Origin of the sequence: Dysgonomonas termitidis, from assembly GCF_042654545.1 — a bacterium.
Taxonomy (GTDB): domain Bacteria; phylum Bacteroidota; class Bacteroidia; order Bacteroidales; family Dysgonomonadaceae; genus Dysgonomonas; species Dysgonomonas termitidis.
On sequence record NZ_JBHSGN010000164.1, the window covers coordinates 14,133 to 34,093 of the forward strand.

At 39.3% G+C, this 19,961-nt stretch carries 19 protein-coding genes; 9 read left to right on the forward strand and 10 right to left on the reverse strand.

The genetic code is table 11. The features are described from left to right. The first annotated feature begins 13 nt into the window (after nt 1–13). Genes ACFO6W_RS24940 through ACFO6W_RS24950 form a run of 3 tightly spaced genes read left to right on the forward strand, consistent with a single transcriptional unit; the run spans nt 14 to nt 2,168 of the window. Nucleotides 14–829: a hypothetical protein gene (locus ACFO6W_RS24940; RefSeq protein WP_380001639.1), complete on the forward strand. Its 816-nt coding sequence runs from the start codon at nt 14–16 to the stop codon at nt 827–829. A gap of 57 nt (nt 830–886) precedes the next feature. Beyond that, nucleotides 887–1,297 (forward strand): large-conductance mechanosensitive channel protein MscL, encoded by a 411-nt coding sequence (gene mscL / locus ACFO6W_RS24945; protein ID WP_291112526.1) that lies wholly within the window; start codon nt 887–889, stop codon nt 1,295–1,297. A gap of 28 nt (nt 1,298–1,325) precedes the next feature. Then, a complete protein-coding gene (locus ACFO6W_RS24950; RefSeq protein WP_380001641.1) occupies nt 1,326–2,168 on the forward strand; it encodes a M48 family metallopeptidase in 843 nt (280 codons plus the stop codon). A gap of 79 nt (nt 2,169–2,247) precedes the next feature. On the opposite strand, the gene ACFO6W_RS24955 is transcribed toward ACFO6W_RS24950, so the two are convergent. From ACFO6W_RS24955 to ACFO6W_RS24970, 4 genes are all read right to left on the reverse strand, one after another. After that, entirely contained in the window at nt 2,248–3,312 is a 1,065-nt protein-coding gene (locus ACFO6W_RS24955) for a glycosyltransferase family 9 protein (RefSeq protein WP_380001643.1), read from the reverse strand. Between the two features lie 332 nt (nt 3,313–3,644). Beyond that, the gene (locus ACFO6W_RS24960; RefSeq protein ID WP_380001645.1) at nt 3,645–5,198 is read right to left on the reverse strand and encodes a family 43 glycosylhydrolase; all 1,554 of its coding nucleotides are present in this window, start codon (nt 5,196–5,198) and stop codon (nt 3,645–3,647) included. 51 nt (nt 5,199–5,249) lie between these two features. Further along, a complete protein-coding gene (locus ACFO6W_RS24965) occupies nt 5,250–5,771 on the reverse strand; it encodes a DUF2269 family protein (RefSeq protein WP_380001647.1) in 522 nt (173 codons plus the stop codon). A 27-nt stretch (nt 5,772–5,798) separates the two neighbouring features. Beyond that, nucleotides 5,799–8,384: a hypothetical protein gene (locus ACFO6W_RS24970; RefSeq protein ID WP_380001649.1), complete on the reverse strand. Its 2,586-nt coding sequence runs from the start codon at nt 8,382–8,384 to the stop codon at nt 5,799–5,801. Between the two features lie 495 nt (nt 8,385–8,879). Between ACFO6W_RS24970 and ACFO6W_RS24975 the strand changes: the two genes are divergently transcribed. From ACFO6W_RS24975 to ACFO6W_RS24985, 3 genes are all read left to right on the forward strand, one after another. After that, nucleotides 8,880–9,389 carry an RNA polymerase sigma factor gene (locus ACFO6W_RS24975; protein WP_380001651.1) on the forward strand — a complete coding sequence of 170 codons (510 nt, stop codon included), beginning with the start codon at nt 8,880–8,882 and terminating at the stop codon, nt 9,387–9,389. 313 nt (nt 9,390–9,702) lie between these two features. Next, nucleotides 9,703–10,242: a hypothetical protein gene (locus ACFO6W_RS24980; protein WP_380001653.1), complete on the forward strand. Its 540-nt coding sequence runs from the start codon at nt 9,703–9,705 to the stop codon at nt 10,240–10,242. 10 nt (nt 10,243–10,252) lie between these two features. Next, entirely contained in the window at nt 10,253–11,059 is an 807-nt protein-coding gene (locus ACFO6W_RS24985; RefSeq protein WP_380001655.1) for a metal-dependent hydrolase, read from the forward strand. Nucleotides 11,060–11,302: 243 nt separating this feature from the next. On the opposite strand, the gene ACFO6W_RS24990 is transcribed toward ACFO6W_RS24985, so the two are convergent. From ACFO6W_RS24990 to ACFO6W_RS25000, 3 genes are all read right to left on the reverse strand, one after another. Beyond that, nucleotides 11,303–12,337 carry a threonine aldolase family protein gene (locus ACFO6W_RS24990; protein ID WP_380001657.1) on the reverse strand — a complete coding sequence of 345 codons (1,035 nt, stop codon included), beginning with the start codon at nt 12,335–12,337 and terminating at the stop codon, nt 11,303–11,305. 152 nt (nt 12,338–12,489) lie between these two features. Continuing rightward, a complete protein-coding gene (locus tag ACFO6W_RS24995; protein WP_380001659.1) occupies nt 12,490–13,443 on the reverse strand; it encodes a TIGR01777 family oxidoreductase in 954 nt (317 codons plus the stop codon). Between the two features lie 116 nt (nt 13,444–13,559). Then, nucleotides 13,560–14,129, reverse strand: a complete 570-nt coding sequence (locus ACFO6W_RS25000) for a hypothetical protein (RefSeq protein WP_380001661.1) — start codon at nt 14,127–14,129, stop codon at nt 13,560–13,562. Between the two features lie 903 nt (nt 14,130–15,032). Here ACFO6W_RS25000 and ACFO6W_RS25005 point away from each other — a divergent pair. Together ACFO6W_RS25005 and ACFO6W_RS25010 are read left to right on the forward strand one after the other, a co-directional pair. Next, the gene (locus ACFO6W_RS25005; RefSeq protein WP_380001663.1) at nt 15,033–15,698 is read left to right on the forward strand and encodes a DUF2461 domain-containing protein; all 666 of its coding nucleotides are present in this window, start codon (nt 15,033–15,035) and stop codon (nt 15,696–15,698) included. 103 nt (nt 15,699–15,801) lie between these two features. Next, the gene (locus ACFO6W_RS25010; protein WP_380001665.1) at nt 15,802–17,064 is read left to right on the forward strand and encodes a hemolysin family protein; all 1,263 of its coding nucleotides are present in this window, start codon (nt 15,802–15,804) and stop codon (nt 17,062–17,064) included. Nucleotides 17,065–17,188: 124 nt separating this feature from the next. On the opposite strand, the gene ACFO6W_RS25015 is transcribed toward ACFO6W_RS25010, so the two are convergent. Continuing rightward, the gene (locus ACFO6W_RS25015; RefSeq protein WP_380001667.1) at nt 17,189–17,515 is read right to left on the reverse strand and encodes a DMT family transporter; all 327 of its coding nucleotides are present in this window, start codon (nt 17,513–17,515) and stop codon (nt 17,189–17,191) included. 74 nt (nt 17,516–17,589) lie between these two features. Continuing rightward, nucleotides 17,590–18,195, reverse strand: a complete 606-nt coding sequence (locus ACFO6W_RS25020; RefSeq protein ID WP_380001669.1) for a TetR/AcrR family transcriptional regulator — start codon at nt 18,193–18,195, stop codon at nt 17,590–17,592. A 323-nt stretch (nt 18,196–18,518) separates the two neighbouring features. Here ACFO6W_RS25020 and ACFO6W_RS25025 point away from each other — a divergent pair, with 323 nt between their 5' ends. Further along, entirely contained in the window at nt 18,519–18,986 is a 468-nt protein-coding gene (locus ACFO6W_RS25025) for a MaoC family dehydratase (RefSeq protein ID WP_380001671.1), read from the forward strand. Nucleotides 18,987–19,082: 96 nt separating this feature from the next. Here the strand turns inward: ACFO6W_RS25025 and ACFO6W_RS25030 are convergent, their stop codons facing one another. Further along, nucleotides 19,083–19,796 carry a S24 family peptidase gene (locus ACFO6W_RS25030; protein WP_380001673.1) on the reverse strand — a complete coding sequence of 238 codons (714 nt, stop codon included), beginning with the start codon at nt 19,794–19,796 and terminating at the stop codon, nt 19,083–19,085. Nucleotides 19,797–19,961: the final 165 nt, after the last annotated feature.

Genomic DNA, 19,961 nt, shown 5'->3' on the forward strand with positions numbered 1-19,961 from the left:
CTTTTACTTATCTATGACTAAACGGAGGATAAAGATAGTTATTTTATTTGTTCTGATAATCACTATTCTTATTGGCGGATGGCAGATGTACAAAAGATTGAAATACAACAAGCAATCTTTCGATACTGACTTGTACAGCTATGTATCGCCCCAGGCTACGGAAGTAATAAATATAAACAGGGGCTATAATCTGGAAAAGCTGTTTAGTTATGCACCATCCTTGACCGGATTGATAGATATACTGGGAAACAATATCCATTACCCGGTCATAATCTCAAAATATGCCAACGGAAATATGCTCTTAGCGGTAAAGACCAGCCATGAAGAAGAATATGCGATAAGGGAGCATATAGAAAAAGTGGTGTCCCTACCCTTTTCCCCTAAAATAATAAGATATAAAGATGCAGAAATATATATACACGCACTAGCCGATAATCAATTTCTTGTATATTCTTTTTATAAAGGGCTGTTTTTTATAAGCCATCATTACATGCCTGTTGAAAATATTCTGAATTCTGATCCCGAAAACACATTCTTCTCCGGAGAAGAGCATAAAGAGATCATAGAAAAAGTAAGGCTTAGCGCGCCTGTCAGTATGTATATGACATTGCCCGGTAATATGCTGGCTATAGATTACAGTGTACATGACGATACCATATATATGGAAGGATACATACTTAACCATGGTAAGCATGGCTCTTTTACTCCAAACCCGAACCTGATCCCTTTTATGATAAACCTGCCGGATAGCATATGCGTAGAAGACTATATAATATCGGATGAAAATAAACCGGCAGCCATTAAAATTAAATTAAACAAAATATATTAAGTTTGTGTTTTAATTCTAATTGTAGTATTTAACAAACTAAAACATATAAAAATTAATATGGCAGTATTAAAAGAATTGAAGAATTTCATGATGCGCGGCAACGTAGTCGATATGGCAGTCGGTGTCATTGTCGGTGGAGCTTTCGGAAAAATAGTATCATCTCTGGTAAGTGATATTATAATGCCCCCAATAGGGATTATCTTAGGCGGAGTAAATTTTACAGATCTAAAATTCGTGCTTAAAGATGCGGTAGGTGATATTCCGGCAGTGAGCATCAACTATGGTACTTTTATACAGACTATCTTGGACTTTGTAATAATTGCAACAGCTATTTTCTTTGCCATCAAAGGAATAAATGCTTTACAAACAAAAAAAGCGGAAGAACCGGCTGCACCTCCGGCTCCGACTAAAGAAGAGACACTGTTGACAGAAATAAGGGATTTACTGAAAGAACAGAATAATAAATAATTTTAACAGATCAAACTAACAAACTATTATGGTAAAAAAATGTCTCATATTATTCCTCGGCTATACGCTACTATTTACAGGATGCGGAAGTGTTCCGGTAACGGGCCGGAAGCAACTGAACCTGGTTTCGAACAGCGAAGTGCTGACTCTTAGCCTGCAACAATACGGCGAATTCATAAAATCGGCTCCTATATCTACAGACAAGGCCAATACGGCTCTTGTACAGAAAGTAGGCCGCAATATAGCCAACGCTGTAGAAACTTATCTGAATAATAACGGCTATGCCGATCAGGTAAAAGATTACTCATGGGAATTCAACCTGGTAAAGAGTGCTGATGTAAATGCATTCTGTATGCCCGGCGGAAAAATAGTAGTATATGAAGGCATATTGCCTTATACTCAGAACGAAACAGGACTGGCAGTAGTTTTAGGACATGAGGTTGCACATGCCGTTGCAAAACATGCGAACGAACGCATGAGCAACCAGATGGCTACACAGTATGGTACTGCTGCTGTCGGAGCAGCCCTTGGTGGCACATCCGCGGTTACACAACAGGTAGCGGCGGCGGCATTAGGATTGGGGGCACAATATGGAATTCTGTTGCCGTATTCGCGCAAGCAGGAACTTGAGGCTGACCAGCTGGGACTTATATTCATGGCTATGGCCGGATACGACCCCAGTGCCGCATCTGCATTCTGGCAACGTATGGCACAAAAAGGAAGCAGCACGCCAGAGTTTATGAGTACCCACCCTTCGGACGATACCCGTATCAAACAGATACAAAAAGACCTCCCTGCAGCTTTGAAATATTATAAAGGAGGGACAGGCAAAACGGGTGCGGCTAAAACATCGGAGAAATGGAGTTTCTGATAATATACTTCTAATGAAAATAAAAAGCCGGAGATAGTAAATTCTCCGGCTTTTTGTTTTTCCTGTTGGGAAAGAATGCTTATTTCTTTATTCCAAGTATTTTATCGATGGCAGCAACTATATCATTAATATCCATAGTATTGGTATCGACAGCCACACTTCCTTCATTATAAGGCTTATACTTGTCTGCATTTGTAACGGAAAACAATCCCACAACAGGAGTTTGTGCCGCGCTCGCCAAATGCATAATGCCACTATCGGCTCCAATGAAGACTTCCGTATTATTGATAAAAGCAGTTATTTCACGAATGTCTTTGCTATAATACGATGGAGCTTTAAAGTCTATCTGCGAAACATTCTCGACAGGTAAAATTTCCAGAATATTATATTTTTCACCATATTCGGCTTTAAGTCTCTCATAAGTATTGAACCACCAATCCTTTGAGTAACATTTATCTCCTGTAGCATAAGTATAAACAGATATTGTCTTTTTCTCCTTGTCAACCAGACTATCCATTATTTTTTTCCCTGTAGCAATTTCGGAAAGGCTCAGTTTTATGTCCAAAACCGGAATCGGTTTATCAATATCTGTCCCGTTAAATCCTAACCGGATAAGGTTGCCCCGAAAATTATAGACCGGAAATTTCGCTATATGCTCATAATCTTCATACTTCGCCAGAAGATCCTTATCCAGATCATTGAAAAATTTAAAGCGGGCATTCGTAAATTGCGTGGAAAGCCTTCCGGATGAAGAATTATTATCTACATTTATTACAATATCATAATTATGTTTCTTCAATGAAAACCAGACTTTCAAGTATTTAAACAATTCCCTGAAAGGTTTCTTGGGCAACTTAATTATTCGATCAACATTTTTATAGTTCTCGAATAAAATAAAGGAGATATTTCCTCTGACAAACAAATCTATTTTACAATTGGGGAATGTGCCGGAGATTTCCTGTACCAAAGGTGTTATCAACAGTTGGTTTCCCAAACGGCTGTTCGGCCTTGAGATCAAAACTCTTCTGATATCAGAATCAGATATACCGTGGGCGTACTTATTAAACGCGGAACGGCCAATATTTCTGGTCAATCCCCGCATGATGGCCCTTCTTTTGCCATTTACACTGCTCTTAAAACTCATATGTTATTTTACTCAAACTCTATGGCAGCAAATATATGAATAAACACAACAATGTAATTCATTTTTTATCAGAAAAAAAATGACCGGAAGTAATATTTTTTACAAAGGTATTTCCTGCACGTAAACAAGGGCGACCAGAATAATCGCGCATACCCGGATATTGCGCATCGTTACCGCTATCAGGCATTTATAAAAGTCAGGGGCAAGTCCCTTTAAAACCTGCCCCTGACTTGTTATTTAAGTTATCAATCAAGAATTAATACCTCATTTTTCAGGAGTATCTGATCATTCGCCCCCGGTACATAATGCGTCAATAAAATAAAAAAAGGTTCTTAATATTTATTTTCCACATTAAAATATCCGAATACCGCCTTATTATCCTTTCCATTATTTCCGGTAAGCAGGCCTATACGCAATCCGCGTCCCCACTGAGGAAGCCCGGTTATGTCTACCCGCTGGTTACCGGACGGGAATATATGCCACTCCGTTCCGTCCGCCGACCAATAGAAACGGTATAGCCTGGCATTTATGGCTTCGGCTTTTAGCATTACAGATTGATTATCGCCGAACGCGGTCGAATACAATTCTGTTTTCTGCCCTTTCTCCAGTTTGAATAGTTTTACTTCTTTGCCTTCAACACCCCATGCATAGAGATTTTCAAATCCCGCATATATGGTCAATCCTTTAAAGTTGGAACCTGTAGTATTCACCATAGTGGCCATAGTGTAATTACCTGTCTGTACATTTATTCCGCGAAAACCAAGGCCATTTTTGGTATTTGTTATAGTCAGAGAACCATTATTCTTCTCCGTTAATGGTTTGGATAAATACATATCCCATTGCCAGTATTTATCTTTTCCCTCATCTGCAACAGTAAAGTCGTCATAGAAATCTATATTCCTCTTCTGCACTGTACCTTTGAATGGTACCGGAGCCTGAGCCGTAGGAGTATCGCCATATCTGAAATAGGGCCATCCTGTGGTATCGTTCCATACCAACTCGTCTAAAAGCGCCTGACGGCCTACATATTCGAAATCATAAGCGTTGTATGCGTGATAGAGGTAAAAATATCTGTTATCGGGAGTCTGCACAAGCGTACCATGCCCCGAACACCGCCAGTCTTTACCTCCTTGCAGTATCGGGTCAGGCTCATATTGTTCCCATTCGCCCCTGAGGCTTTTTGCACGCGCAACATGTATCCGGTAATCGCAACGGTTGTCGCAACATCCACCGATAGAGTAGAAATGATAATAATAGCCGTTACGTTTCACAATACATTGCCCTTCGTCGCCGCGCCCGATCCAGCCTTTAGTGTGATCGGTCAGTGTAAAATGCTCTCCTTTAAGAGACAAACCGTCAGACGACAACCCGGAAGCCAGTATCTCTATCGGACGCTCATCGAGCCCGTAAGCTTTCCATGTTATATAAAGCTTACCGTCATCATCTTTAAATATATAGGCATCTATCGCTTCCTTACCCCATTCTATAAGCGGGCCATGATCGGTAAATCCTTTTGTAATGTCTTTTGTGGAAGCTACACCTATACACGATATATTATCGCTTTTTTTGCGAGCCGTGTAATAGACAAAATATGTGCCATTGTTGTAATACAATTCCGGAGCCCAGCAGTCACCTTTAATCCAGGCCGGAGGATCATTAAATACCGCGCCTATACGTTCCCAATTGATAAGGTCTTTGGAGTGAAATAAAGGATAACCGGGAACAAACTCGGAAGTTGTCCCTGCCGCATAGTAACTGTCACCTACACGGATAACAGTCGGGTCCGGCAAATCGCCGGCAATAACCGGATTACGGTATGTCTGCTCTATATTCTGGGCAAAAAGAGAGACAGAAATAAAGAATAATAAAAAAGTCAGTTTGTACATAAATCGTTATATTATATAAGTGTTTATTCAGACCAGGACATTTATCCCGTATTAAGACTCCTGCTTCTTACCCGTTCCGTTTGCCGCCTTCTTCCATGGCTTCAAAACCGATATGACAATAAAACCAAGCAATATAGTTGTCTGTACCGTACCCCATATACGTGTCATCTCCAGATTGTGGAAATAGCCGGTACCGGACAGTATGTCCCGGCCCGGCGTCTGTGCAAGTTCTACATTCCCGTTTATCCAGGGACCCAATACAAATGTACCGAACAAGACCTGAACGATAGTCAGTATCCATTTCACAGTCAGCCAGCGGTGTTTGAAAAAGCCCCACTTTGTCCATATACCGTAAACGATACCTATCAGTATATTTCCCATCGCGCCGGGAATAATCAGGTAATCGTCTATAATTTGCAGCATGCGCGAAAACATATACAGTTCATCATCCGTTCCAGGCTTGCCTGTCAAAGCAAGAACCGACATTGCCAGCGCTCCGCCGATCCACATAATAGCCAGGAGAAGATGTAATATTTTCAGGTATTTTATACCTTTGGGGCCTAGTGCTTTCATGATTATACCTTTATTTACCCAAAGATATCAAAATCCCATTCCCAAACCAAACATAAAACGGAAATCATCACCCGAACCGAACCATGAATATTTAGTGGTTATTTTATTGATAATGGTCATCCATGCACCGCCACCATAAGATGCATGCCATTTTTTCGAAGACTCGTGCGGATACCACACCCGCCCGAAATCGAATCCGGCAAACAACCCGTATTTGAGAGGAGTGAACGGGTTCTTTATTTTCCCCATATCCAAACGTAAATCGGAATACTGATAATAGGATTGCCGCCCTATAAACCGGCTGTCACGATATCCCCGCAATTCGGTAGAAGCCGATTGGTAAAACTCGTATTTATCGTTAAATATAGCTTTTCCCTTCATCTTTGTAGCCCAGGTAATCCGGTCTGTAAGTTTCACATTAAGAGACACATCAAACTCTGCATATGGAAAATTCCGTCCGGGATGGAGTATATTCATTTTCCATCCGGCAGTAAGCACTCCCGTAAAAGCGGGAACAATATTGGAAATTTCCTTATCTATTTCATACGACACACTCAAATCTGCAAAATAACGGGTATCGAATATTGAATAATCGTTATTGTAGTATTCATTGATATACCTGCCGTCGACCCGCTTGATTTTAAACATTTCGATTGAGGATGCTAATACGAGCTGATGATCTTTCGCCAATGTATAATGAAAAGATGGCGCTAATGAATACTGCCCCACCTTCACGCGGTTATATACCCTCTTTTCATCTTTAAATCCATCCGTATTGTTCCCAAATCCGAAGAAGTTGGAGAAGTTTGCAGGAGAACCTACAAAAGCATCTAAATAAATACTTTTGCGATCGTCGTACATCGGGAAAATACCTTTATACATAAATCCTTTCAAATAATTATAGCCTATACGGTGCTGGTATGAAAAAGGGGAGCGTTTCAGTCCATAACGGGTATATGTCACAAAACTGCCAAGGCTCAGCCCCCAGTCAGAGTCATACACTCCCCACGGGCTGAATGAAACACTTTTATAACGGGTTTTCTCGTAATCATAATCGTGGATATTAGCATTATCGGTAATTATTACCTTTGCTTTCTTTATGGAGTCTAATGCCTGTTTCTGAGAATTATAACCGAATATTTTTATTTTACTGCCGGGCTGCATATCGAATCTGTTGTCTCCTTTCCCTCCCAGCAGATACAATGGTATTTTATTTTTTCCGTTGCCCCTCACCTCAAAGCTGTCATCTCCACCCATACCATACATCCATATTTCTTTCGAGTTTTTCTTCGTATACCTGTGACTGAATACGAGTTTGTTCGTATTCCGGTTATATACGTCTATCTGTATGCTGTCACGATGGAATTTATCTATTATGAACCTATCGTCATTGTCCGTTCCGGTTATTACCGGATTGAACTGTAATTCTTTATAATATTCCAAAGCTATTTCTACAAGATTATCCCTCCGCTTTTTCAGTTTTTGCTCTATCTCATCTATTTCGCCGCATTGTATCTCTTTAGGCAGACGGGCAAACGCATCATCGATTACACGGTCGGTCAGTTTGCGCTTCAGATATTGCGCCTGCCGGAGCCAATCGGCACGTTTACTTTGGCCGGCTAAGGCTACATCGAGGGTAAATCCCAGCTTATTGAACTTTTTCAGATTGGCAATATGATCCTTGTAATCGGATATAAATCCGAGAGACAATACACTCAGCATTTGTCCTGTCAGCAAACCATCCACTTTCATAAAAGCATGGCTGCGGTCTATTACAATAGGTTTATACAGAACCTTGTCATCCTTGATACTCATCTGCCAGTTCCAGTTCTCTGGCGTCTTGTTCCAGTCGCCGATCAGCATATCAAATAACCGTTCACGTATATAAAGATCCCTGTCTACAACATGAGATTTGTCACCCTGCATATTTTTCAACAGATCAGCCGTACTGATTATATCTTTCCGTGTGGCCAGGTCGGGAACATTCATTATACTTACAAGCTTATCCTGAATCTCCGTACCATCTACTATAGTATCCGACGTAGCATTCTGAGCTATATAGTAAAGGCGGGGATTGTTCGAATTCAGATCCAGAACTTTAGCCATATAGTCGGAAGCAATGAAGGTATAGGGGTTTACGATAGTATAGGCGTCTCCTATAAAGCTATTGATATATGTATCCTTAAAGTCGTTTTTATTATACATTTCCTGAAAAAACTCCGACTGAAGAAAGCTGGAAGAACCGCTTAAAGGCTTCACCAGATAGTTTCGTCCATTCTTATCTACCATATAAAGGCCATGAAATTCTTCTGCCTGACCGGTGACCTCAAGCCTTCCAAAAAGAGATTTTAATGTCGATGAGCCTACCGAAACGGGAATAGTATACAACTCCCTGTAATGTTTACCCCAAACGAAGTCATAGATAGTACTTCTATTTTTCATTTGCTGCGAATAAATAGATTTACGGATCGTATCGCCCGAATATAAAGGTATCGTATCATTATTCGTTCCGCCAGTCTGTGCCAATAGAATTGCAGGCAGCAATAACTGACATATCGAAAAAATAAACAGTATAGTTACATATTTTCTGGTGTACCTTGACAAATTATCCACGATTAAGTACTCTTTTTACACATTATAATTAAATAACCGGCAGCCAAAGTTACGATTATTACAGATTACCTTCTCAGCTACCCTCTTAAAAAAAATGGAGTAACTATCATCTCGCAAATTTTAGACTTCTGATGCAATAATAGTTCTTTATTTTTCAATAAACTAATAAACATAACGTATCAAGAGAACAAAAAGGCGTTATCGCTTGTTCTATTGTTTTAAGTTAATATATCATATTTTTACAAAAGACATATAAACAGATAAAATTATCATATACTATAATCGATCAAACTAATTCGACCCAGGACAGAAATCATATGTTAATGAAAACAAGCCTTAGTTTTATTTATTGATTACTAGCAATTTATTTATATATATTTTTTAACATTTAAGGCTTACTTTTTAGTTGTTTATGCAATCATATGCAAAAAAACATATATCTTTGTAATATCAAAGACTAGAAGAATTATAAAACATTTACAAAAAAGAAGAGTAATGAAGACTAGCAAACAAACACTGGAACACGACTTGGTACTAATGCAAAACAACATGTTAAATTATGCATTGACTCTCACGACGAACCGAGATGAAGCTAAAGATCTTACTCAAGAAACTACACTGAAAGCCTTGAGTAATATAGACAAGTATTACGACAATATAAACTTTAAAGGATGGGTTTTCACTATAATGCACAACCTGTTTATAAATAACTATCGCCGGATTGTACGCATGCAAACAGTTCTGGATAACTCCGACAACTTATATCAATTAAATATGCCTCAGGAATCCGGCTTCGACTCACCGGAAGGTTCTTTCACATATCATGAAATAATGAAAGTGCTGGATACTTTCAATGATGATTATAAAATACCGTTTTCTATGTACTTTACAGGTTTCAAGTATAATGAAATAGCCAAATCTCTGAATTTACCTTTAGGTACGGTAAAAAGCCGGATATTTTTTGCACGCAAAAGATTACAGGAGATCCTGAAAGATTATAAATAATTTCGTAAACAAATAAGTATTGAGGCCTTCCGGATTTACTACCGGAAGGCTTTTTTTGTTATTCTCATAAAGATACAGTTATACATTGACACTCTCTTCTTTCAGCACACAACGCTCTCGCATCAATGCTATGAGAACCGGAATGCAATCAATCTTATAATATGACAGAAAAAAAAATCAGAATAAAATATGGAATCTGCGCTTATCCATATCTATATATAAGCTTATGTTTATATTACGATATACACCGATAAAGCATAAAATAAAACATTTATCGTATATTTGAAGAATCATCAGATACAAACCTATGTCTATGAAAAAGAGAGAAACCGACATCATATACTATTCGAACAAAAGACAGGACTATATTTTCGGTACTATCTTTTTATTTATTACCTGTGCTTTTATAATCTTTTCATACCTCTTTATATCAGACGGGATCAGGGCTGTTCATACCAACCCGGCCGGGGAGGGAATAATAGGCTCCATATCCGGCCTCGTACTTATTTCCTTATTATTTATAATGGCGACAATGCTGTTTGGGATAAGGGCCTATGTCAATCTTTTCAAGAAAATAGAAATAGCCCGCCTGGCCGATGAAGGCCTGTTCTTTTCCGAAATGAAGGGACAGATGCAAATACACAAAAACTATGTAGCATACGCTAATATAGGCCGCGCATACATGAGAAAAAGCAGATTAACTGGCTCAACCGTCGTTATAGAAAGTAACGATGAAATACCCGCGCCATTAGGATATATAAACAGTTTATTATCGCTTGCAAACAAAGAAGCCCTGATAGAAAACCTTAATAACAGACTGTCTAAAAAAACAGAACAAGCTCAACCCGAATAACCCCTACCCTATGGATATACTTACCCACGCCTTGTCCGGTGCAGCCGTGGCAACCAGCGCTTCAACTTTTGTAAAAACTACCCCCCTCCGAAAAGTGAAAATAATACTGACGGGTACTCTCGGCGGCATGCTCCCAGATATAGATGCTATCAGTATGTGGCCGCGCTTCGATGCTACATTTGGTAAATTATTCGGGCTCGCAGATACAGGTAAAATTATTTACAGCAATAAATTCTGGTATTCGCATCACGCATTCTTTCATTCTTTAACGGCCAGTATCCTTTTAGGGATATTACTTATCCTCAGCATGTTCCTCATACGAAAACTATCAAAAAAATCTGATTTGCATATTATTGACTTTACCAGGAGCCACATAATCTATTTCGTTGTGTTTGTTCTGGGCATCTGGGCACATCTGGCCGGAGACCTGCCTACTCCCGCCTCGGCATGGGGAGGCATAGCACTTTGGTGGCCGTCGGAAAACTATACCGGAGGATATGGGAAAATATGGTGGTGGAACAATTACGATATATTCCTGCTTATCACATGCTGTACCATTGCCAATCTTACTATTCCTATGTTCAGAACTTTAAGGGACAATGCAAAGGCCATTACCACCACGATCTTATCTTTTACTATCATATTTATACTTATACAGATCAACACCCGGCAATATGGCTATGCCTACACAAAAAGTACAGCTACAACTTACGCAGAAATGGAACAAAACTCCAAAAAAGAACAGCAACGCATTTTAGGCAAACGACTGTATAAAATAATGGATAGATTTGACCGGACTTTAAGGATTTACTTCTGATTTATCCTCTTTAAAAACACCATACAATGTTAACAGATATTAAATACAAAAATAGGCCGGCCAAATGAACAACTGATTTACAGCGCAATATTAATCCCCGTAAATTTTAACACTGTTAAATCGAAATATACAGCGAACATTTTATCCTGATAGTGGTTTTATGTTTGTGTAGTTTTGTAAAGTTTGTGTTAAGGTTGGGAAAGTCAGCGATGTGATGTTGCGGACTTTTTCGTTTTATATAGATCAATATAATCTTCCTCTCACATTCAGTTTTTCAACAAATTCATCTACTACATGCTCCGGAGTAGCCCATGATGTAATAAAGCGTACAGCCGTTTGTTCTTCGTCCACAATACTCCATACCAAGCATCCGTAATTATCCTGCACATGCTTTAATAATTCGTTTGGTAATATTGGAAATATCTGGTTCGTATCCGAATCAATAAGTAAGGAAAATCCTTTCGCTTTGAATGCCGCGGCCATTTTTGCCGCCATACGGTTGGCATGGCCGGCCAGGTCAAAGATCAAATTATCCCGCAATAGCTGGTCGAACTGTATTCCCATTGCCCGGCCTTTTGCTGTAAGTGCCCCCCGTTGCTTCAGATGAAATTTGAAATCTTTCTTCAATTCAGGATTTGTTATTACGACAGCCTCACCAAGCAATGCCCCGCATTTGGTTCCACCTATATAAAATACATCGGTCAATGCCGCTATGTCCGCCAGGTCCATATCGTTAGAGGGCGCGGTCAAAGCCATCGGCAACCTGGCTCCGTCCATAAATAATATAAGATCGTTAGCCTTGCAAAACGTGAATAAATCAGTCAGTTCCCGTTTTGTATATACTGTCCCCAGCTCTGTGGAATTCGATATATATACGACCCTCGTGCGCACCACATGGTGCCCTCTTATCTTATTCAGGAACGGCTTTATATCTTCCGGGCGCAATTTGCCGTTACTAACCGGAGCCGCTTCCACCTTATGCCCCGCAGCTTCTATAGCCCCGGCTTCATTTACATAAATATGGCCTGTTGTGGCAGCCACCACCGATTCGAATGGGCGAAGTATAGAAGCCAGCACCGTCAGGTTAGCTAAAGTACCTCCCGAGATCATATGGACATCGGCTTCACTATTGGTTAATTCTCTGATCTTCCTTTCGGCATTACGGCTATATTCATCATCACCATATCCGGGTTGCTGAGAATAATTGCTGCTTAACAAAGCCTCTAGTATGGAGGGATGGCACCCTTCTGCATAATCGTTTGCAAAACTGTATATCATGTCTATTTGTAGTTATTAAGGTCGCAGACCTGTTTGTTGATCTATTCCGTCATTAAATACGTTCTTTTACTTAACTGACTACAAATGTAATATCTTAACAGGAAAAAACGGAACGTAAGACATGAAATAAATCATACGTTCAACAAGTGTAATTAAACATTAATACCTTTTTGAGAACCGGCCCTAACAAGCTGCTTTTTATACTTCCGTCCTTTCAGTATGGCATTCAATGCCTCATCCAGATGCTCGAAGGTAAACCGGTAATGCAGGGCGGTAAGATGTTGCGGTATTGCCCGCTGCCCGTCAACTACCATCGTGGCAGCCTCACTCATAACAAGCTTCATTACAAATGCAGGCATGCGAAATATACGCGGACGATACAGTGTTGCAGACAATATATTTGAAAACCGCTTATTTGTTACCGGATTGGGAGCAGTAAGGTTGAATATTCCCCGGGCTTCAGGCATATCCATCAGGTAAACAATCGCATTTACCATATCCTGTATATGTATCCACGATATATACTGGTTACCCTTGCCGAGTGTACATCCCAGGCCCAGGCGGAAAGGGAGGGTCAGAATAGATAACATCCCACCCTCTTTTGAAAGGACGACCCCCGTACGCGATATGCAGACTCTCGTCTTGTCGCTTTGGGCTGCCAATGCCAGGTCCTCCCACTTTTTACACAACTGATGAGTAAATTCATCGTTAAAGCCCGATTGCTCTGTCAGTACACTATTATCCTGCGCACCATAATACCCGACAGCAGAACCGGAAATAAATACTTTAGGGGGTATATCACTGGCTTTTATCAACTCTGTCAACCGGCGGGTAATATTCCACCGGCTATTACACAAACGCTCTTTCTGCTTTTTGGTCCAGCGCTTTCCGATAATAGGCTCTCCCGCGAGATTTATGACAGCTTCATAACCGTCGAGAGACTTCATAGCCTGTAATGAAGTACAAAACTTTGCCTGTTTATCAAGTTTTTTCTCAGCTTTAAGAGGATTACGGCTCAGTACCATAACGTCATGTCCTTGTCTGATGAGTGTCTTAACCAAAGCCGTACCAATCAGCCCTGTGCCTCCGGTAATAAAAATATGCATAGGCGTTTTTTAAAGTAATGAGTTACTTATCTACTATAAAACAGCGATATACATCTTAATGTTTAACGGAGCCCGTTAATGTTTTCTTTCTTTATGCCGGCTCCGATTATTAGTTTCTACTTCCCGTAGACAAAATCTTTCAGTTCGTTCAGTTCATAGGCAATCTGATCTTCCCACTCTTTTTGCTTAACCGGATCACTTGCCGAATTAGTTTCCTGCGTATATTTACTCCTGCGGTCGAGGAACTCCGACATCACCTTCCAGTTTAGTTCATCGGCAACCTTAGTACCCGAAATCAACAGTTTGCGATTTTCTTTTAATGCTTTTCTCAGTTCACGGGCATATATTTCACTCAGGTTGAAAAGTGTCTGCTGGTAAAGCAAATATTGCTGCACATTGCCGGTAGTATCAATCTGTGAAGTCGATTTAACCATATAGTTGCGAACATTCTTATTGAAATTCTTACTTATGAAGTTGAAACGGCTCACATCATAATCGATAGCAAAATCAGCCGAAGTTGCCCCACTTTCCAGATTCCTGGTTTTGATACCGAAATCGTCGACAATCAGTTTTTGCCTGTCATTCCAATATACCCTGTCGTCATCCTTTTTTTGTGAGTAAGCAGCTGCGAAAACGAGAAGAGAGAAAATCAGGGTAAGCAGTCTTTTTGGTTTTAATAGTTCCATAGCGGCATCATTTTATCGTTTAAGTGATAAATGTATGGAAAATGCATCCATTACAAATGGAAAAAGGCGATGATTATCAGCCTGTATAACAAAATAAAACTTATTTTTACATACATTTAATCAAACAGTCCCTTAATCTTTTCGCACAATTTTATCTATATGTAGCTGACAGCCTTTAGCTGTTAGCTGATAGTTCTTTGAAAAATTGATTTAAGATTTAAAGATTCAGGGTTTAATAATTTAAAAATTTAAATACCGTAAAAAGTTGCCAAGTACATGACCCAAGGGGGACCTACAGAGAGGGAAAAAAGTAACAGATAAAAAATAGTGGGAAATGTGTCAAGTTTGTCAGGTTTTATCCATAAGCTATTGGCTGACAGCTATCAGCTAATAGCTAAAAAGGTGTTACTTTTTAATAGTTACGAGTTACTTCGCCCTACGGGCAGTTACAAGTTACGAGTAGACAAGATACGACCTGTCGACTGTTAACTGAAAAAAGTGTTACTTTTGTTACCTTTTTTAATTGAAAGCTGAATTGAAGCGAAACGTAAATCGGCGGAGCCAAAGTTGAAAATTGACAATGACTGTTATAAGAGCAGGAGGATTTTATTGTTAACTGATGACTGTTAACTGTTAACTGATTTCCCGTTACCTTTTAACTGGGTTTAGTTAACAGATATAAAATAGACAATATAAAAACAGTAAATAAAGTGTCAGATATGTCAGATTTTAACACCAAATAGTTAATTAATGTAAAATGACGAAAATATAATTATAACTATCAATTTTCGCCCATTTACCCTAAAAAGATTTGGGATCGGGGTTCGGCTATGTAAAAAAATAAGTACCTTGCATCCCACAAAAAACCGTAAACATATATTCTCAAACGAAACAATATAGATCATGCTGAAAAAGGATACCCTCGATTTCCTCGCCGCACTAAAGGAAAACAACTATCGCGAATGGTTTACCGAAAATAAGAAATGGTATGACCGGGCACGTGCCGACTACGAGAAGCTGGTCGGGCAAACAATACAGGCGATAGCCACATTCGACCCTGAAACAGGATTACTGGAGCCGAAGAAATGTATCTTCCGGATCTACCGGGATGTACGCTTCTCTTCTGATAAGTCGCCGTATAAAACACACTTCGGCGCAGTATTCCGTCCCCGTGGTCTGGATAAATCATCGGGCTATTACCTGCATATCGACCCGGAAGAAAGTTTCATTTCGTGCGGACATTATATGCTGACGCCCGACCAATTGAAAAAAGTGAGACGGGGCATATATGAGGACTTCGAACTGTTTCAGGAAATACTCAACGAGAAGCGTTTCAAAAAGGAAATAGGAGATCTCTTCCGTGACGAAGACGCCTTGCAACGTGTTCCTAATGGATTCGACAAAAATCATCCCGCGGCAGAATACCTGAAGTTGAAACATTTCTATGCGTACAAGCCGATCCCTGCTGAAAAGCTGTTCAGTGACGATCTGGTACCGTATATCAGAGAGATGTATAAATTGATGCAACCATTGAGTGAGTTTCTGAATGATCTGATAATGGAGGATTGATAAGAATCCTCCCTCCTTTTCCTTTAATTTGCAAATATTTCTCTCCGGCATTTGGAAAAAATAGCGATAGCCGATATCTTTACGGTTTCAATAAAGAATATATATGGAAATCGCAATAATTATTGCACTGATACTATTGAATGGTATCTTCTCAATGTCGGAAATAGCCGTCGTATCCGCCCGTAAGTCCAGTCTCAATAACGAAGCCAAACGAGGCAACAAGGCTGCTCAGGCCGCTGTGAATCTGGCAAATCACCCAGACCGTTTTTTGTCGACTGTACAGGTTGGGATCACATTAATAGGAATCCTGACCGGTCTTTATTCGGGAGATGTACTAGCCGATGATTTTGCCAAGATACTGAACAGCACAGGTATTCCGAATCAGTATGTGCTGACCATCGCAAAAGTTAGTATTGTCATTGTAGTTACCTATTTTACGATTGTCTTCGGTGAATTGGTTCCTAAAAGGATTGGCTTAAGCGCGTCTGAAAAGATAGCCAAGTTTATAGCTCGCCCGATGCATTATCTTTCCATCGTTGTATCTCCTTTCGTTTGGATTCTTTCCAAGAGCACTTCTCTCATTTTTAACCTGTTGGGCATCAAAAATTCTGATACCAAGGTAACGGAGGAAGAGATAAAGTCGATGATACAGGAAGGAACCGAAGGAGGTGAAGTACAGGAAGTGGAACAAGATATAGTGGAGCGCGTCTTCACCCTGGGCGACAGGGATCTGGAATCTATTATGACCTACCGGGGCGAAATAGTATGGATAGATACTGATATGACCAATCAGGAAATAATCGGGATTATACAGAATAACCCATTCGACAAATATCCTGTGGGTAATAAGGATTTAGATCATATAGAAGGTATTGTGCACTTGAAGGATATGTTCGGGAAAATAGAAGACCCCGGCTTTGATATCATGCAGGTGGTTCGTCCCGTTCATTACTTTTACGAAAATATGGAAGTCTACAGTGCTTTGGAAGAGATGAAGATGAAGCATATACAGTACGCCCTTGTTTGTGATGAATTCGGTATTGTACGCGGGATCGTCACCCTCAAAGATATTCTGGAAGCATTGGTAGGCACAATACTCGACCCGCATGAAGAGCCCGACATAGTGCAACGGCAGGACGGTAGCTGCCTTGTGGACGGGCAATGTTCATTCTATGATTTCCTTACTTATTTCAAGAAAGGCGATCTGTATTCCAGATATGAATACAACACGCTTAGCGGCCTGATACTCGATCTGCTGGAGCATATACCGAAAACAGGAGAACTGCTAACGTGGAAAGGATTTTCTTTCGAAATTGTGGATATGGATGGTGCACGCATCGACAAAGTACTGGTGAAAAGGCCATAGCAACTGTCTAAAATTAACAGGTAAGCATCAAACGGCCTTCTGCCGTTGAAGGGAACACATTGTCGAAATATTGTCGGTATTAGTTTAAACAAAACTGACTCAGAATGATCCCATATCCATATTATCAATGTGATACCGCCTTCAACCCGACTACCGATGCTATCAATGTGACGATGAAAAATATCCGCATCATATTGGCAGGCTCTTTAAACACAATTATCCCCAAAAGCACAGTTCCGGCTGCGCCTATACCTGTAAATATGGCATATGCAGTCCCCATCGGGATCGTCTGGGTGGCTTTCACCAACAAGCCCATTCCCAATATCAGACATACGCCAAATGCAAGATACCAGTATGTGGATTGCGGCGCGGATACGATTTTTGCTTTTGATATGCAAAATGTGAAACCTACTTCGAAAGCGCTAGCCAATAATAAATAAACCCAACTCATGATAATTTTATTTTAAAAGTATTGCAGTATATATTGAACAGATGTTCAATACAGGTGCAAAAAATATATATTCCTTATTTTAATAATGCGACATAATGGAGCAATGCATTTTCCAGATTCCGTATAATACCTTGTCCGTCCGGCGAAAAAATACCCTGAAACCAGACACCATCCGTGAGTGTAAATAACTGATTCGCTGAAATGTTAATATCTACGTTTTGCCGTATCTCACTTCTCTCTATACTATTACCCAGAGCAAATTCCCATCCTGTGCGCTCTTTTTCAGTGGTTACCCTGTAATTATTCCTGAAGATGGCATCCCGTTGCATTACCTGATAGAACAGAAAATGATAATTAAGCACCGAAATATCTTTTATACTTCCGGTTTCTTCTATGATATCTGATATCGTTTTATTAATCTTGCTAAATCGATCGCACATAAAACGAATAAATTCAGTGACTGTATAATCCTTGGTCTTGCGGATATCAAAATCAAATATCTGAACAAAAAATTTCTCGGTTACCTGTATAAACAGTTCTTCCTTGTTTTTGAAATAATGATAAAGAAGCCCTCGCGATAAACCGGTCGCAGCCTGAATATCGGTAATGGAAGTAGCATCGAAACCCTTTAGCAGTAAAAGTCCGAATGTTTTTTTCAATATAAGTTCTTCTGTATTCATATCATATAATTGAATAATCGTTCAACAAAGATATGCTGTTTTGAATGCACCGCCAAACTTTTATGAATAATATTGAATCCGCTTTACATATCCCACATTTATTAAAAGCTTATCTATATCCTCCTGTTCTCGAATATTAAAGCGTTCATTGAAAGCTGAGTACGTATATAGAGCTTAGGTTAAAAAAATCATCTGAAATAGGTTGTAGTAAAACGGAGTTTTAATCGATTAAAATATGGTTAATTTCACAATACTTATTATGTTTATTTGGTAATATCATATAATATAGATATTTTTATACAGTATTTGTTAATTAACTTTTTATGGCTAAAATTATTATTAATTCCTACGCTGATTTTGAACAGTACGTAGGGAAAGAATTGGGGACTTCCGACTGGCTGAAAATATCTCAGGACCGTATTAATAAATTTGCGGAAGCTACACTCGATTACCAATGGATCCATGTAGATGAAGAAAGAGCGAAGACAGAGAGTCCTTTCAAAAGCACTATTGCACACGGGTATCTGATGGTATCTATTCTGCCTTATCTTTGGGATCAGATAATAGAGGTGAACAACATAAAGATGCTGATAAATTATGGTATCGAAAAATTGAAATTCAACCAGGCTGTCATTGTCGATAATGAAGTTCGCTTACGGGTTACATTGGCATCCCTTGTTAATCTGAGAGGAATAGCCAAAGCTGAATTAAAGGTTGTTTTAGAGATAAAAGACTGTCCGAAAAATGCATTGGAAGAAACAGTCATATTCCTGTACCACTTCAATAGTTAACTCTAAAATTTTATAGACGATATAAAAAAGGGATACCTGAGTGATTTTTCAGATATCCTTTTTTATATATAATAACGTAAGCACTGCCTATTTTTCTTATATCATTGTGTTGTAATTGATACAGGCCTTAACAATAGCTTTCCATCGTATACTTTGTATCGGCACATCTTTCGGATGATATTTTTGATTGTATCCGCTAAGGCAGACATAGTCATCAGCTATCTCAGATTTCTTCAAATATTTAATGGTGAGAAATTCTTCTCCATCGATAATGAGATATATGATATACATTTCGCCCCAATTTATATCATTTGTGTGATTTGCTGTTTTATAACATACGATATCGCCTGGTTTAATCAGTGGATACATACTGTCGGATTTTACAAATCCTGCACCATCGCATGAACTTAGATTGGGTATGGACAAATACCCCTGACATTTGTGTGATCCCTTATGGGAAAATATCGGTATAAATTCCAAAGGAGACTCGGCTTTGAGCAGATTCTTATCTGAGACAGTAGACGGGTCTATGTTCATTACTGCGGCATATTGTTCCCGTACCGACTCCAGATTGTCATACAACCAGAATATTGACGATTTTATCATCTCCCCTTCACCTGAAATAAGCCATTCGAGATTTATTTCAGGATATGCAGTATATATCTTAGCTATTGTGTCACCTGTGACACCGCTTTTCTTGTCCAGAGTACCGTTAGAGACGCCCGTCTGATTATAAAATTTATTTTTACTAATCCCCTGTTTGTCTATAAACTGTATAATTCTGTCCTTTTGAGTTAAGTTTTCGTTCATTGAGTGTAATCAATAATGTATTATAACTATATCCGTTGAGATATAGTCTGCAATATAGTCTGTAAGATTTCTAACAAAAATAACTTTAATTATTGAAATATCAAAAAAGTTAATTTTGGTGTGTATAGAATAAAGATAAAGTAAAAAATGGTTAATGTAGAATTA